General features: G+C 41.2%; 15 protein-coding genes. 8 read left to right on the forward strand and 7 right to left on the reverse strand.

Annotated features, from left to right (window positions below):
* The 3 genes from U9O96_00050 to U9O96_00060 all read left to right on the forward strand — a co-directional run.
* On the forward strand, positions 1–280 hold a 280-nt coding region (locus U9O96_00050), incomplete at its 5' end, for a hypothetical protein (GenBank protein MEA2053501.1).
* 36 nt (positions 281–316) lie between these two features.
* Positions 317–574, forward strand: a complete 258-nt coding sequence (locus U9O96_00055; GenBank protein ID MEA2053502.1) for a hypothetical protein — start codon at positions 317–319, stop codon at positions 572–574.
* Between the two features lie 64 nt (positions 575–638).
* Positions 639–2,198, forward strand: a complete 1,560-nt coding sequence (locus U9O96_00060) for a hypothetical protein (protein ID MEA2053503.1) — start codon at positions 639–641, stop codon at positions 2,196–2,198.
* 73 nt (positions 2,199–2,271) lie between these two features.
* Here the strand turns inward: U9O96_00060 and U9O96_00065 are convergent, their stop codons facing one another.
* The 6 genes from U9O96_00065 to U9O96_00090 are packed head-to-tail and all read right to left on the reverse strand — an operon-like array spanning position 2,272 to position 9,789.
* Positions 2,272–3,846, reverse strand: coding sequence for an FGGY family carbohydrate kinase (locus U9O96_00065; GenBank protein ID MEA2053504.1), 1,575 nt, complete (start codon positions 3,844–3,846; stop codon positions 2,272–2,274).
* On the reverse strand, positions 3,839–4,204 hold the full coding sequence (locus U9O96_00070; protein MEA2053505.1) for a DUF1667 domain-containing protein: 366 nt from the start codon (positions 4,202–4,204) through the stop codon (positions 3,839–3,841). The genes U9O96_00065 and U9O96_00070 overlap by 8 nt, the downstream gene beginning before the upstream one ends.
* Positions 4,194–5,441: an NAD(P)/FAD-dependent oxidoreductase gene (locus tag U9O96_00075; protein MEA2053506.1), complete on the reverse strand. Its 1,248-nt coding sequence runs from the start codon at positions 5,439–5,441 to the stop codon at positions 4,194–4,196. The genes U9O96_00070 and U9O96_00075 overlap by 11 nt, the downstream gene beginning before the upstream one ends.
* Complete coding sequence (locus U9O96_00080) at positions 5,431–7,200, reverse strand: NAD(P)/FAD-dependent oxidoreductase (GenBank protein MEA2053507.1); 1,770 nt, start codon at positions 7,198–7,200, stop codon at positions 5,431–5,433. The genes U9O96_00075 and U9O96_00080 overlap by 11 nt, the downstream gene beginning before the upstream one ends.
* Positions 7,185–8,366, reverse strand: a complete 1,182-nt coding sequence (locus U9O96_00085; protein ID MEA2053508.1) for a (Fe-S)-binding protein — start codon at positions 8,364–8,366, stop codon at positions 7,185–7,187. Before U9O96_00085 ends, U9O96_00080 begins: the two co-directional genes overlap by 16 nt.
* Positions 8,356–9,789 carry an FAD-binding oxidoreductase gene (locus U9O96_00090; protein MEA2053509.1) on the reverse strand — a complete coding sequence of 478 codons (1,434 nt, stop codon included), beginning with the start codon at positions 9,787–9,789 and terminating at the stop codon, positions 8,356–8,358. The genes U9O96_00085 and U9O96_00090 overlap by 11 nt, the downstream gene beginning before the upstream one ends.
* Positions 9,790–10,429: 640 nt before the next feature.
* On the opposite strand from U9O96_00090, the gene U9O96_00095 reads away from it, so the two are divergent.
* On the forward strand, positions 10,430–11,485 hold the full coding sequence (locus U9O96_00095) for an NAD(P)/FAD-dependent oxidoreductase (GenBank protein MEA2053510.1): 1,056 nt from the start codon (positions 10,430–10,432) through the stop codon (positions 11,483–11,485).
* Between the two features lie 140 nt (positions 11,486–11,625).
* On the opposite strand, the gene U9O96_00100 is transcribed toward U9O96_00095, so the two are convergent.
* Positions 11,626–12,360 carry a DNA polymerase sliding clamp gene (locus U9O96_00100; protein ID MEA2053511.1) on the reverse strand — a complete coding sequence of 245 codons (735 nt, stop codon included), beginning with the start codon at positions 12,358–12,360 and terminating at the stop codon, positions 11,626–11,628.
* A 69-nt stretch (positions 12,361–12,429) separates the two neighbouring features.
* Between U9O96_00100 and U9O96_00105 the strand changes: the two genes are divergently transcribed.
* The 4 genes from U9O96_00105 (at position 12,430) to U9O96_00120 (ending at position 16,328) form a co-directional block, all read left to right on the forward strand.
* Entirely contained in the window at positions 12,430–12,951 is a 522-nt protein-coding gene (locus tag U9O96_00105) for a nitroreductase family protein (GenBank protein MEA2053512.1), read from the forward strand.
* A 78-nt stretch (positions 12,952–13,029) separates the two neighbouring features.
* On the forward strand, positions 13,030–14,163 hold the full coding sequence (locus U9O96_00110) for a cation:proton antiporter (GenBank protein ID MEA2053513.1): 1,134 nt from the start codon (positions 13,030–13,032) through the stop codon (positions 14,161–14,163).
* A gap of 27 nt (positions 14,164–14,190) precedes the next feature.
* Positions 14,191–14,697, forward strand: coding sequence for a CBS domain-containing protein (locus U9O96_00115; GenBank protein MEA2053514.1), 507 nt, complete (start codon positions 14,191–14,193; stop codon positions 14,695–14,697).
* 80 nt (positions 14,698–14,777) lie between these two features.
* The gene (locus U9O96_00120; GenBank protein MEA2053515.1) at positions 14,778–16,328 is read left to right on the forward strand and encodes a DUF3160 domain-containing protein; all 1,551 of its coding nucleotides are present in this window, start codon (positions 14,778–14,780) and stop codon (positions 16,326–16,328) included.
* The last annotated feature ends 66 nt before the right edge of the window (positions 16,329–16,394 follow it).

The raw sequence follows: 16,394 nt of genomic DNA on the forward strand, positions 1-16,394 counted from the left end.
AGTATGGGATAACAATGATAAGGAGATCATAGAGGCAGATCCACACTTTGAAAATTGGGAGGATGAAGAGGCTGACTGGACGGATGGTACATTGGGTTATCTCTACCCAAACAAGGATCCCGAAGATCTTATCAATAAAAAATTAACCGACTATAGCTATAGTGGGCATGGCGGCCACCCTGGTTCTTGGTACGGAAGGGTTGAGGCAGACAGTATAACGGATATATTTAATAATTACAGTGCATGGGCATATGGAAAAGTGAAAGATGTATGGCAATGACAGAGAAATAGGGCTGTAAGTTTCGCAAATGATAAAGTGGGAAGACCTTTCGATTTTGTATCACCATGGTATACGTGGTGGGGAGGACTATACACAAAACAAAAGGATGGCTCCTATGGGATACCTGGACATAATTATCCCGGATACGGGTACTACTGTTCAGAATTGACATGGGCATCTTGGAAACATGCATACATAGATCTAGATACAGATAATGGTCCTGTCTGGCCCGGGGAACTTGCCCGTAATTCGCGTGTAGATATTTACTACCAGCATGGATCAACACCTGACTAAAAACGAAAACCTTTCCCCTCTTTTTATTGATATAAAGTTTAAATAGAAACAGGGTATTTAAAAAATGAGTGAAAAAATGAAGAATATAATAATCATTTCAGTTTTTGTTCTATCTATCCTCCTCATTGCTTCATCAATGGCTTTTCATGAAAGAAAAAACGATAATGAAGAATGGAATGAAAGATATGCGGGAAAAGGAGTTTCCAGAGCAAGCGATATTAAACAAACAGGTAATGGAGGATTCATCGTTGTTGGGGTTACCGCACCACTATCAGGAGATACATGGGATGCGTGGCTTTTGAAAGTAGACGCTAATGGAAATGAAATATGGAATAAAAGTTTTGGAGGAATGGGGAATGATGAGGCGTATAGTGCAATTGAATCGAAAGAGGGATATACGATTGTGGGAAGTACACAACATTGGGGTGAGACGGATTATGATTTCTGGTTAATAAAGACAGACCGAAATGGAAATGAAATATGGAATAAAACATATGGAGGAAAGGGGGATGATATTGCAGAAAAAATTATACAAACCAATGATGGAGGGTATGTAGTAGTAGGATATACGTACTCATTCAATACCCCGGGTGATCCAGATATATTGGTAGTAAAAACAGACGGAAAGGGGGAGTTACAGTGGTATAAGGTTCTTGGAGGAAATAAAACAGAAGATGGAAATGATATTATAGAGACAGATGATGGATATTTAGTTTCTGGAATAACGTATTCTTACGAAACTCGTGGGGGGTGGGATACTTGGCTTGTAAAAATGGATAAGGATGGAAATGAGGTATGGAACAAAACGTATGGATGGTGGGATTTTGAATGGAATGCTTATGTAATTGGAATAGATGATGGATATATGATTGCTGGTTATACTTTGTCCACTCCCACAGAGTGGGGCGATGCATATCTCATTAAAGTGGATAAGGATGGAAACGAGATATGGAGCAAAAAATATGGTGGACGAGATAGCGATCAGGTATATGATTTCAAAAAAACAGAAGATGGATATATCTTGGCCGGAGGCACACATACTTATAGCATCGGAGACTTTGATGCGTGGCTTTTGAAAGTAGACGCTAATGGAAATAAAATATGGAATAAAAGTTTTGGAGGAAGGGGAGCAGATGGAGTAAATTCGGTGGTGGTATTGAATGGTAGCTATGTGATGGCTGGAGATACAGAAATAAAGTTTCTCTCAGAACACAGGATAGTGGCTTGGCTTGTAAAATGTGCAGATTATCTCCCCCCAGAAATAAAAATAATTAGGCCAAAAGAAAATTATTTTTACATATTTGATAGGGAAATAACGCCTTATGATAAAACATTGACAATAGGGGGAATTACCGTAGTTGCTGAAACGGATGATTCAGCCAAAATAGAGAGAGTGGAATTTTATTTTACTGGCTATAATGTTTATGAATACGAGCCATGTGCAGTGGTATACAATCCCCCTTACGAATGGAAATGTAGAAGATTTGGGGTTGGGTTACCGGGTGTAATAACTGCAGGGGCATATTATGGAAATGCAGGAGCAGTGGCAGTAGATAAAATAGAAGTTTACATCATCAATTTATTTCCTATTTCTTCTCCTTCTGCCTCACCTGCTGGAAGTTAAGCCCGATGGATACTGCCAAACCCTTTTGCAAAAATCATTTTTCTGGAGGCATATGTCCTGGCAATGCCAAGAATCAGGAATAACCCCTCCATTTGAAGGATCGCTTTATTGCCTGCTTCCATCCTTCATACAATATGTCCCTCTTTTCTTCGCTCATGTGCGGCTCAAATACTCTGTCAATTTTTCTTTTTTCGATGACTTCATCCTTTGATTGCCAGTAATCGGATGCAAGCCCTGCAAGATAGGCTGCCCCAAGTGCCGTTCCATCAAGGATTTTAGGCCTCTCAACCCGTATGTCAAGCATATCTGCCGTGAATTGCAATAGAAAATTATTATTGGAAGCACCGCCATCCGCCTTAATCGATGCGATTTTTAAAGCGGAATCGGTCTCCATCGACATTAAAATATCCTTGCATCTGTAGACAATCCCTTCAAGAACAGCCCTCACTATATGCTCTTTCCTGGTTTTTCTGCTCAATCCAACCGCAATGCCGCACGCGTGAGGATCCCAGTAAGGAGATGATAAACCTGTAAAAGCGGGCACAAAATATACTCCTTCTGTACCATCAACGGCGCTGGCCATGTCATCAGAATCCTCCACGTTTTGTATGATGCCCAGATTATCTTTAAGCCATTGAACAGCTGAGCCGGTTGTATTTATCATCCCTTCGAGCATGTATGTTACCCTGCCGTCAATTCCCCATGCGATGAGCGGGAGAAGTTTGTGAAGAGATGCCGGCGGCCTGCTCCCAACATTCATATCGATAAAACTTCCCGTGCCGTTTGTGCATTTCACCTCGCCAGGATTGAAACATCCTTCAGTGAATAAGGCAGATTGCTGGTCCGCTACAGCACTTCTTATAGGCACCTCTACTCCCAAAATTTTTTTATCAACGATGCCAAAATCTCCTGCCGTTTCCTTCACTTCTGGAAGAATATCGGTAGGAATATCAAATGTTTCTAGAAACATCTTGCTCCATTTCAGGGAAAAAGAATCGAACATGCCCGTTGAGCTCGCATTTGAAAAATCTGTTGCATGTATCTTGCCGTTGGTCAATTTCCATATGAGCCACGTGTCCATCGTACCGCATAAAATTTCTCCTCTCAAAGCTTTCTTCTTCACTCCTTCCACATTATCCAAGAGCCAGTGGGTATGTGCCAGGGCAGAGGCTGGAGTAAACGAAAGGTTGGATGCCGTTATAAGAAGCGCTCCCGTACCTGTCATCCGTATACCATCCCAAAGTTTTGAAACACCCTTCGTAAAATGCCCGAGTGACCTCACCACCCTCATCTTTCCCTTCCCGTCCATTTCCCTGCAAATATCGGCCGTCCTCGTGTCGTGCCATGTAATGGCGTTGTAGACGGGTTTACCGCTCTTTTTGTCCCACAAAAGATTTGTCGAACGCTGGGTTGTGATGCCAATCGCTTCTATATTATTCGCCTTTATATCCTTACTGCCCATCGCCGTCTTCATTACAGAAATACACTTTTTCCATATTTCTTCTCCCTCCTGCTCGCACCATCCCGGACGGGGAAAAATCTGGGGTATTTCTTCATATGCATGTGAAACGATATTGCTGTCGCGATCAAAAATAATCGCCCGTACGCCTGTCGTCCCTTCATCTATTGCCATAATATACTTATTCATTTTTTCTCACCATACTGCATGAAGAAACAATATTTGCTCCTGTCCCCATCACATTTTTGCAAATCACATCACCGTATTTTACCGGAGCTTTCGCCCTCACTTTAGACAGTTCACCAATGCATTTCTTTATCAGATTTTTAGGAATTTCTCTATCGCTTTTAACCGGCAGGAGAGGATGAATGCCGTTTTCTACAAATACTGTTGTCGTAAGTATCCTTTTCGGATCTGTTAATTCCCGGATGGCATAGTCCTTACCTCTGTTGCATTTGTTTCCCGTAACTATTATTTCATCTCCTTTTTTCTCAGCTGTTATAGCGCAGCCAAGCGGGCATTCTATACAGGTAAATTTACTTTTCATATTTACCTCTCACGTCTATCCTCAATTCATTTTGTATGCCCTTGAGCAATTCCGACGGCACGGATGCTTTCACCATTTCTGGAGGCTTTACAATCCTCTCCTTTTTTTCAAAAATGGCCATACTTTCGGAAATTATGACTTTTACATTTTTATCTTCCTCTTTTACCCTAAAATAGAATGTAACGTTATCCATATCAATGCTTCTCAAGAATTGCGGCACGACATATCTTACGTTGTCTCCCACGACCACCTTTATCTCTTTTCCCCTTTCAATTTCCCCCGTTGCATATTTTGCCGCATATTCTCCTGCGATTTCAGAAACCATGGTTACATCATCAACCAAATCATGCACATGCACCACGTTTCCACATGCAAATATTCCGGGCACAGACGTTTCCATATGCTCATCGACAACCGGCCCGCCAGTCTTTTCGTCCATGACCACGCCGGCCTGTTTCGACAGTTCATTTTCCGGGATTAAACCGACAGCCAGAATAAGGCAATCGCACGGAATAACCCTTTCAGTTCCTTTAATGGGCTTCATCGATTTATCTACTTTTGCTACTGTAACGGCTTCAACCCTCTTCTTTCCCTTAATATTTGTAACCGTGTGAGAAAGGAGGAGCGGTATGCCGTAATCTTCCAGACACTGAACAACGTTTCTTGTGAGCCCTCCCGGTTTCTGCATGATTTCATACACTCCCTCAACCTCTGCCCCTTCTAAAATAAACCTCCTAGCCATTATTAAGCCCACATCACCCGAGCCGAGAATTACAATTCTCTTTCCCGGCATCACTCCCTCAATATTTATGAGACGCTGTGCTGTGCCTGCAGTATAAACCCCGGCGGGCCTTGTCCCGGGAATTAAAATTTGTGCTCTGCTCCGTTCTCTGCAACCCATTGCAAGAACTATGGCCTTTGCCTTTATTTCCAGAATTCCATCGGAAGGGTTTGTCGCCACAATTGTTTTATCTTCGTTTATTTCCAGCACCGCTGTTTCTGTTTTTACGTCAATATCCGATTTTTCCACTTTGCCCATAAAATGATGTGCATATTCTGGCCCTGTCAACATCTTTTTGAAAATGAAGTTGCCGAATCCATTGTGAATGCACTGTGGAAGTATACCCCCTAATTCGTTTTCCCTTTCAAGCAGCATGACCTTTGCTTGCTCAGATGCCTTGAGGGCTGCCGCCAAGCCCGCCGGCCCCCCTCCGATAACTGCTACATCAGTTTTCATTGCCCACCTCCAGCAAACATTTTGCCTTTCCCACAAAAAGGTATGAATCTTCTATATTTTTCACAACCCTCTCCAATGGGATGCCCGTTTCGCGGGCCAAAATTCGTGCAACCCTCGGAAGACAGAAAGCACCCTGGCACCGCCCCATTCCCGCCCTTGTTCTCCTTTTTATGGCATCCATACTCAAAGCTGGGATGGGTGCATGGATTGCATCGACTATTTCACCTTCAGTAACCTGCTCGCATCTGCATACTATCCTGCCATACAATGAATTTTTCTCCATAATCTTCTTTTTCTCCTCATTGCCCAACTCCCTGAAAACGACCGGTTTCTTTCGGCAGGGATTGAAATCCTGCTTTTCATTCATCGGCAGACCTTCATTTTTTAAAATATTGATGACCATATCTGCTACGGCAGGGGCGGCGGCCAGCCCGGGGGACTGTATGCCGGCAACGTGAACAAATCCTTTTACTTTTTTAGACGGCTGTATAAAAAAATCTTCTGTGAAAGTAGATGCCCTGAGCCCGGCAAAGTAGGCAATAACCGTCTTACTTGGAAAATCTGGAGTGAGATATGAATAGCCCTGAAAAATCCGCTCTATTTCTTCGTATGTAACAGAGGTATCATCCCTATCGGGTACTTCCTCTACCGTAGGCCCCCACTGAATGTTGCCGTCAACGGTAAGCATTATTCCCCCTCCCTTGTAATGCTCCGTCCGTGGAAACTTAAGGGCGGACATGGAATGATTTATGTAGTTTCCATATTCCTTATCAAAAAGCAACGTTGAACCTTTTTTGGGGTGAATTGTATATTCCCTTGCCCCTGCCATTTCTGCTATTTCATCGGCGTACAGGCCAGCGGCATTGACAACAAAATGAGTATCGATAACTCCTTCCGTAGTTATCACTGATTTTACACTGCCGTCTTTTACATCAATATCCACAACCTCGGTGTTGAGCATTATATCCACGCCGTTTTCTATCGCATTCTCTGCAAGTGCAATAGTGAACAGGTATGGACAGGTAATGCCGTATGTAGGAGAGTAGACAGCAGCCAATGCCTTCTCTGTCACATGGGGCTCCTGTCTGAGGAGTTCCTCTCGCTTCACAAGGTGCATCGGTATACCCAGCTTTTTACCCCGCCGCAAAATAATAAATGGCACGACTCTTTTTGCAATAAAATTGGCAAGAAATGACGGAATTTTATAATGTGCCAGTGAGTCTCCCGTAGTTATAATCCACATGCCACACTTTTTGTAAGGTATGCATAGCTCTTTTGAAATATCATCATACATTTGATGGCCTTCCACGCACAGTTTTTGTTTCAATGTCCCCATTTTTTCCCCTATGCCCGTATGAACCATGCCGTTATTCGCCTTTGTTGTTCCCGTCGCAACATCTTCTGCCTTCCCAACAAGAATAATTTTTAAATCATAATGTGAGAGCTCACGTGCAATGGAACAGCCAATCACACCCCCTCCAACAATCACAACGTCTGCCTCACCTATTTTTTCCTTTTTGCCCTGCTTTTTTTCCCTTTTTTTCTTGCCGGGGTATTCAAGATTATTCACCACGCCCCCGGCATGTTTTATTTTTCCGATTGATGAACCGAGAGAGAGAAAATCTTTTCTTGAATCTATCTTTCCATCCAGATAAACAATTCCACCCTCCACTCGTACCCCAATGCCCACACCGCCTTCCTTCCGTGCAATTTTTTCAACTTTTTTTCTTATTCTGCTGTCGTTCATGCTTTTTCCCATGCCTTAAGAACAATCTCAGATATGTCATATACCTCCACACCACCTTTTCTAAAAGTTGTATTGCATGTGGGACATGCGGTCACAATACAATCAGATTGTTTTTTCAGTTCTTCAAGCCTTGCATCTGCCATTTTTGATGCGATATCAGGGTTTGTTGACCCCAGGGAGCAACCCATGCCACAGCATTTTGTATCTTTCCTATTGAAGTATGTTTCTTTGATTTTCATTCCAGCACGCTTTGCTATCTTTCGGGGTTCTTCCTCCAGCCCGAGTTTTCTGATAAGTGCACAGGGATCGTGATAAACGCATTCTTTTTCTATCGCCTTTGCCATCTTTTTATTTTCCATCAGCCGGAGTAAATATTCTGATGTGTGCATAACCCTTGCTTTTATCTCAAAGCCAAATTGCGGGTAAATATGCCTGAATACATAAGTGCAGGTGGGGCAGCTGCACACCATGGTTCTGCATCCGCTTTCTTCAATGGCTTTCACATTATGCTCTGCAAATTTTTTAAATTCGTCAGTAAAGCCCAGATTTATGAAGGGTGAGGCACAGCACCACTCGTCTTTAAGCAACACGTATTTTTCCCCTGCTCCCTCAAAAATTTTGGTCATTGAATCCGCAATTTCGCCCCTTTCCGATGAGACTTCGCATCCCATGAAGTACAAAACGTCTCCTTTCCCATCCGTACTTTTATCGTATTTTCTTTCATGTATTGTATGGTTTTTTTCCAGATTTTCCTTTATTTTAATAATGCGAGGAGGGGCTAAACTCATACCGGCAATATCTTCTCTCACCCCCTTCAGTATATCACCGACAGAAAAATCAAAGGGGCACCACTGCATGCATGCATCACAACCTGCACATTTATACATCAATTCAATCGCATCCTGGGAATTAAGCCTGTCCGTTTCTATGAAATAAGCAATGCGTGTTTTTCCGGACGGCGACATCGCATCATTTTTTTCCGCCGCCAGGACGGGGCAGTCGAATTTGCACATATTGGGACAGAGTGCACATTTTATGACCGAATCCATATCTGCACGGGTTTTTTTTCTCCGCAAATATTCTTTTTTTCCTATCAAAAAATGCCTCATCGCCCTTGCTTTTGTTGAAAAAGATGTCTTGGCAAGTGAATCCATAATCCATGCATACTTACTCTTCATTCCCCACCCCCATTTTCCCCGGATTCATAATGTTGTTTGGATCGATCACTTTTTTTATTTTTTTGAGTATGCTCATTCTTTCTCCCATTTCTTCCTTCAGCCATTTTGCCCTCATCAGCCCGATGCCGTGATGATGGCTTATCGAGCCATGTTCTCTCAGACATGCTTCCATTATTGCATCCCATACAGATTCGTAAAATTTGAAAGGTGTTACATGTTTCGGAGGCAGCCCACCAAATGTAAAATAGAAGCATACCCCCTGAGGATAAAAGTGAGAGGCGTGACCAGACGCGACCACCACTCCGTCAACATTCCTCATTGCCTGAATAATAGCTTTATATAGACTCATGGCATTTTTCCATCCCGAGGAAACTTCCACCGTATCAAAAATAAATCCTTTGGGTGTAAATTCGGAGGATTCCTTCACATTGAACCGCATATCAAGCCAGTGAAGGACGGGTTCTTCTCCGCATTCATTTCCATCCTCGCTTTTGCAGACTTTGACCGATATTCCTTTTTCCAGTTTCACCAGTTCTTTGTCCCCTTCCATTAACAGAATCAACATGCATTTATTTTTTATATAAAAATGCCTGAGAGTCTCATTCTTATCATAAATTCTCACAACGGCAGGATAAACATTTTTTCTCATTATTTTTCTCACTGTTTCCAGAGCATGAGAAATGCTATCAAAAATGAATGAAACCATAGCCCTTTCTTCGGGATAAGGCCATATCTTCAATGTCGCTTCAGTTATAATGCCCAGAGTGCCTTCAGAGCCCAGAAGCAGTCTTTCAACACTCGGGCCTGTGGAAGACCGCGGCACGGCCTTTGATTTTATGAAAGAGCCGTCTGCCAGAACTGCTTCAATAGCAACCACAATGTCCTCAATCTTGCCGTATTTGGTTGAAAATTGTCCCGCAGCACGGCATGCAAGCCAGCCTCCCAGGCTTGAGCAATAAAGGGATTGGGGAATGTGCCCCATTGTATAACCCTCTCTATCGAGATGCCTTTCCAGGTTCATGCCATTTATGCCGGTTTGAGCGGTAACCATCAAGCTGGCATCATCTATCTCCACAACCCTATCCATCTTTCTCATATCAACAACAATGCCTCCTTTTACAGGAACAGCCCCTCCGACAACGCCAGAGCCTTCTCCGTATGGCACGACCGGTGTCCGCCAGTCATTTGCAAGTTTTATTATTCCTGCTACCTGCTCAGCATTTTCCGGCCATACAATACAATCTGGCAGGGCCGGCACCGTGCCGTCCAGATACCATCGCAATGCAATGGGCCAGTAATCTTTTGAATAAACAATTCTGTCAGCCTCTTTATCAGAAACACCTCCAGGAACTATGGAATTAAGCTGCTCGATAATTCTTTTATCAAAAGTTTCATTTTTTGGATAGACCGTACCATACACCATCCATTGGATAAATAGTTTGGTGATATAAAAGTATAGCCACTCAGTCCGCCCATCTTTTCCTCATAAATCAGCCAAGCGTTCGTCATCATCGTGGCATGTTGAAATACATGAGCGATTAAATAACTTTTATGCAATGACGCTCAGGATTTATAAATAACCCAAAATTTGAGGGATGATAACCCAATATTATTTCCCTCGGATGGTTAGCATTGGCTACTCCTTTAACCTCTGGATAGTCTTATTTATCCCAATAATTGTTCTCATTCTCGGATATTTCACCCCGATTAATGGTTTATGGGATTTGATAAAGATTTCCCTTACAGAAGACAGTATAAAACAAAAAATGATGAGAATTAAGATGAGATTGAATTACCCAAAGTGGCAAATAAGCGGCATAATTGGATTAGCGATTGTTTCCACTTTGTATTTCAGTATGAAGGTAGCGTAAATTATGAAATGAATACAGAAAATGCTCTGCTCTCCTTATTAAAATACATTTGAAATACGTTCAAAACAAACCCAAAAAAGGTTTATATGAACATTTTAAATTAAATAAAATGGGTGTGTGGGAAAGGCGATCCATTCCTTTTGCCACATGTATATTACCCCCAGAATCTCTCCACACCCATTTGAAGATATAATGATGAAGGATGAAGGGAAAATAAAAATCCTTGGGGCAGGTCCTGCTGGTTTAACGGCAGCAATTAACTTGGCAAAACGAGGATATAATGTAAAAGTTTTTGAGAAGAATGAAGATTGTGGGATGAGATTTCGTGGCGATTTTCAAGGTCTTGAAAACTGGTCATCCCGAAGCGATATTTTAGATGACATAAAATCTATGAACATTTCCATTAACTTTTGGCATAAGCCAGTATTTCAATGTGAGTTTTATGATTTTAAACTCAATAAAAGAATAGTTCGCTTTAAAAGACCGGGATTATATCTTGTAAAAAGAGGGGCTGTGAAGGGGAGCCTTGACTTATCTCTCAAAGAACAAGCTATAAGGAGTGGGGTTGAAATCATTTTCAAGAGGAAAGTGACTGAGAAGGAGGTAAATATTATTGCTGGTGGGCCACGTCGAATTGATGGGATTGTAAGGGGAATGACATTTGAAACAGAAACAGAGCATCCTCCTATCGTAATCTTAAACGATGATCTAGCACCAAAATCATTTGCTTATTTATTGATTAGCGAGGGAAAGGGATGCCTTGGTACAGGGCTAACAAAGAATTATAGAATGGCGAGTGAATACTTTGAAAGAGCATTAAAGACCTTTAGAAAAATAGTTGCCCTAGACATATCAAATGCGAAAATGTTTACTGGATATGGCAATTTCTTTTTAATGAAAGACTATGAGCAAAATGGAAAGATATACGGAGGAGAGGCTGCTGGATTACAGGATTTTTTGTTTGCTTTTGGATTAAGACAAGCGATTACATCAGGATATCTAGCAGCGATTAGCGTAATAGAAAATAAGAGTTATGATAAATTGATAAAGCGAAGATTTCAACAACAGCTGGAAACCTCTATCACTAACAGATTTTTGTTTAGCTTAATGGGTAATAGAGGATATAGTTTTTTTCTTAAAAAAAGTAGAAAAATAAAAGATCCGTTGAGAGGAATGTATAAACAATATAATTCTTCTTTTTTGAAAAAAGTAATCTTCCCATTAGCAAGAATTGCCTTAAGAAAATAAAAGATGGAGTTGCGAAGGTTTAGTAATCTTTAACTTATTTCCGTTAGAAGATTGCACTTTCTTCCTGCTGCGCAAGAACTGTTTACAATAAAATTTTTTCATTTCCTATTGCTGTTATTGCGGTGTAGGAGCAGATCGATTTAATCAGATTCTATTCTTGGAGCGAGCAGATATGCAACTTCTCCATTTCCTTCCGCTATCTGAAATATCATTTTTACTGGATAATCATTTCCCAGATATAACTTTATTTCATCGCTCTTTGCAGATTTGACCATATCACTGAAGTAGTCCAGAGAGAAAAGGCTCTTCACGTGCTCATTGCATTTAAGTGAAAACAGCTGGCTTTTTGGTATCTTCAATGTCACCGTATCTGTATCCCCTTTGGCAGATAATTCGAATCCATCAGGGTCTGCAGATAAAGCTATGTGGTCTGAAACTGCTTCAGATGCTCTAACCCCCTTATAAATTTCAGATGCTTTTACAATAATCTCAGTTGGCAAGTCTAGGCTGGGTATTTTCGTATCGGCCATACTGGACGCATCCAGCAAACTCATTTTTCTGGTTAAATTTCCTATCTGGGCAACAAGCCTTCCTTCCTCTTCATGTGAGAGTGAGATAATATCGTCGGTGGACGGAAGCTTCAGCATTCCTCTCAATTTCTCTAGGTCAATTGCAAGTTCCACATCTTCTTTTACATCGTACTCTTCGAATGCACCCGCCTTGAGTTTGAAATCTATCATACCCACGTGAGCGGGGTCTACTGCCCTTGCGAATAATTCATCCTGCGTGACATGTAATTTTGTCTCATCAACGAGTATGGAAGTGGCATCTACCACGCTCTTCAGAAAATCAGCCTTTATTTTTACCCTGAACATGTTTTTTATATATGCTTCTACTTTAAAAATATAGCGATGGAAATAAAAATGGCATGAAGATTAACAACCATGGATGTCATGGAAACAATAAAAAAAAGGTATTCTGTAAGGAGTTATCAGCAAAGGGATGTGCCAGATGAAATAATCCGTAAAATAGTTGAGGCAGCACGACTTGCCCCCTCCGCCAAAAATCGTCAGGAATGGAAATTTGTGATGATAAAAGATGTAGCGAAAAGAGAAAGGCTGTGCGAGGCCGCAAAGGGGCAGACATTCGTCAGGCAATCCCCTGTAGTCATAGCCGGCGTTTCTACGGAAACAGATTATGTCATGACATGCGGTGTTCCAGCCCGATATGTAGACATAGCCATAGCCATGGAGCATATTGCATTGACAGCAGTTGAATATGGCTTGGGGACGTGTTGGGTAGGGGCTTTTTATCAGGATAAGGCAAAGGAAGTGCTGAATGTGCCGCCGGATTGCCAGGTGGTCGCCCTCATGACGCTTGGCTATCCTGAAGAGGGACTGGAGCCGGCAGAAAAGAGAAGGAAAAGTCTTGAAGATATAATGTGCTACGAGGAATTCAAAAGGTAAAAATAAAGCTACAATTTCACAGTGACCGTTCAATGATTAACAATCACAACTTTTTAATGGCGAAAGGACGATATTGTAATGATGGATTTCATTGCCAGCTTGCTGGTAATATTTGCCGCATCTGCAATTGGGAGATTTTTATCGAAGAAGTCGAATCAACCGACCATATTGGGTGAGCTGATTCTTGGAGCTATTTTGGGAAATTTGGCATTCCTTCATTTTTCTGAAGATATAGACCATGTTGCTGATATCGGCATTTTATTATTGCTTTTCTCTGCAGGCATAGCGATAAATTTTGAAGAATTTAAAAAAATTGAGGGAGTATCTATCATAGTAGCATCTTCTGGGGTTGTTCTACCGTTTATCCTTGGGTACTTTGTTGCTGTTTCATTTGGTTTTTCTAACACTGTCGCATTATTTATTGGCACAAGCTTAGTGGCAACATCCGTAGGGGTAAACGCAGAAGTTCTTATGGAGTTGGGAAAATTAGGGACCAAAACAGGCACCTTAATAATGGGAGCGGCGGTTGTGGACGATATAATAGGCATAATCATGTTGAGTGCCCTTATCAGCCTGACGAAAACCGGTGTTATAGCCATTGAAAAAATTCTTTTGCTCATTTTTTCGGCTATCGCATTCGTTTTTATATCCATTGTTTGGGGGATCAGGCTTGGCAAATACATATCGAAAAAAGTAGTTATCAGAAAAGAAAATCTTTTATTGGCCGGCATGCTGTTCGTTTTATTGTTTGCATTGATAGCAGAAAAAATCGGTTTATCAATGATTATAGGCTCGTTCATAGCGGGATTGATTGTCGGCCAAACACATTTTTCTAAAGAAATGGAGGAATATATTTCATTAATTGGCGGAGGATTTTTTATACCAATATTTTTTGTAGCGATTGGAATGCATTTTGATATTAGTGCATTTTTCTCTGTAACTCTATTTGCAATTGTATTATTGATTGTAGCAATTGCAGGAAAACTGTTTGGTTGTGGTTTGGGGACAAAATTATGCAGATTCAGCAATCACCAAGCGCTGTTGGTGGGCACTGCAATGATTCCAAGAGCCGGCGTAGAACTTGTTCTCATTAAACTTGGCATCCAATATGGACTAATAGATTCTGAAATAGCATCTGCAATACTTATTGTGGTTATTGTTACCACACTCATTTCTCCCCCATTATTAACAAAGATTTTGAGGAGTTTTTAAATATTGAATACCATTTATTTATATAAAATGCCAGAAAGAAAAAAGAAGGAAGGAAAGTTAGTACCAGAATTTTACGAGCTGAAATGCAAGCAATTAATGAACAAAAAGACATGGGATTTACCATTGATAGAAAGAAAAAAAGATATCAATGAGGTTTTATCGATTTTGTGTGGAAGAAGCCATGTATGGGTTGTTGAAGATATGGAGAGCAAAGAACTGGTGGGGGTAATAACTGAACATGATATTTTATCTACACTGGCTCCTCCCAAACTGCCGCCCTATATTTTCGGTATACCTGATATACGCTCCTTTCATTATGGAACGGCAAAAATTGCAGAAGATATAATGTCTAAAAAACCGATTACCTGTGATCCAGAAGATAAGGTGTTGGACGCTTTATTGAAGATGATCAGGTGTGGAATAAGAAGGCTGCCAATAGTTAAGGATAAAAAAATTATTGGCGAGCTTACGCTTCATCATTTAATAATCAAATATTATGCAGCTACGCAATATCATTCGATAGTAGAAGAATAGAATAACATTATGTTTCCCCCAGGTGAACATTTTACATAAAACTTTATACTTGCTTTTATTCATTTATGTAGGTGATTTGAATGAGAAAGGAAGTAGGACTGGCAGTAATATGCCTTTTTATTTTAAGCAGCTTGAGCGGCTGTATTAACGAGAAAGGGGTTGTGGGCATACCTCCTGTCGTTGGTGATCCAAAGTCTGCATTTGCTTCGTATTATTCCCATGTAGGGTTTTCCATAAATTTAAGTGCTGCAAACTACAATTTGCCGTTAAACCTGGATGAAATTACAAATTTTAACGACATGGATGCCATATTCAAGTTAAGTGGAGAGCAAAAGTCTTTACTGAGTGAAAACGGGTTTGTCGTCATTGATTATGGAAACGTAAGCGATATTACCGAGCCTTATAAAACTTTGAAAGATTGGGGTATCCCCATTTTTGTCACGTCCGATACTCTTCTCCATCTCTATCACGTACAGTTCAATGAATTATTAAAAAGCATTGAGGAAAGAGAATTTTTTGATAGTCTTTTAAACATAAGCCTGGCAATGACTGAAAGGTCGAAGGAAGATTATAACTCATTTGCTGATCCATTACTGAAAGAAGCGGCAAGGCGTAACGTGGCTTTTTTTATGGTTGGGCTGGAGCTTCTGCAAACTCCTCCGGAGGGATACAACAGCTCTGAGAATATACGTGAAATCAACATTGAAGTTCCCGGATATGTAAAAAATGAAATTGAAGCCGAGCTTAACGCCGTTGAAAATCATGAAGGTTTTAAAACAAGTGCCATCTTTGGCTATGAAGAGGATTATTCACAGTATGTTCCGAGAGGACATTACACCCAGTCGGAGAGATTGGCGAGATATTTCAAGGCAATGATGTGGTACGGCAGGATGGCATTTTTGCTCAAAGGCGGCACTTATCCCGACAGCCTTGTAAGTGAAGAAGATGCAAAAACAGCCACTGTTCAGGCCTCTCTAATCTCCATTGAATTGAATGATACAACCATTGGCAATTCAACAGCCATGGGTACATGGGAAAGAATGTACGCCATAACCTCATTTTTTGTTGGACTGGCAGACGACCTAACACCTTTTGAATACTCAGATGCAATAGAAAAAGTTTTTGGCGCAGCATTTAATTTTACCGACCTGGCCAATGATGAAAATTTACTGGCCCTTACAGCAGAACTTGCACAGTTGAGAAGCCCGCAGATATACGGCGGCAGCGGCGTGTGCGTGATATATCCGCCTTTTACCAGGGAAAAGCTGAATGAATGTCTTGAGAAAACTAAAGGCATGAGATTTATGGGACAGCGTTTTGTACCGGATTCATATATCTTTCAGCAATTGGTTTCGCCCGCAGTTGGCATGTATATAGGGAATAAATTTGGTGATGAAAAGCCCTTTACCATGGAAATGACTGCTGGTGGGCCGGCAAGATGTTTTCCACGTGGCCTGGATGTGATGGCGGTGTTGGGCTCGGAAAGGGCCGTGGATATTTTGACATATGAGGGGGATACCGAATACGAGGGGATAAACACCAGCTATGGCAAACAGCTTGACATTCTTAACGGAAGTTCCAAGGATTTTTCTGTTAACTTTTTGAATTCTATATCTAGTAATTGGCAATAAAAAACAGAGTCCACATATCCAAATGTGGTCACTAAAAATTTAGAAATACCGCAAGTTTTATTAGGT

The sequence above is a fragment of the Candidatus Thermoplasmatota archaeon genome, from assembly GCA_034660695.1.
Lineage (GTDB): Archaea > Thermoplasmatota > E2 > UBA202 > DSCA01 > JAYEJS01.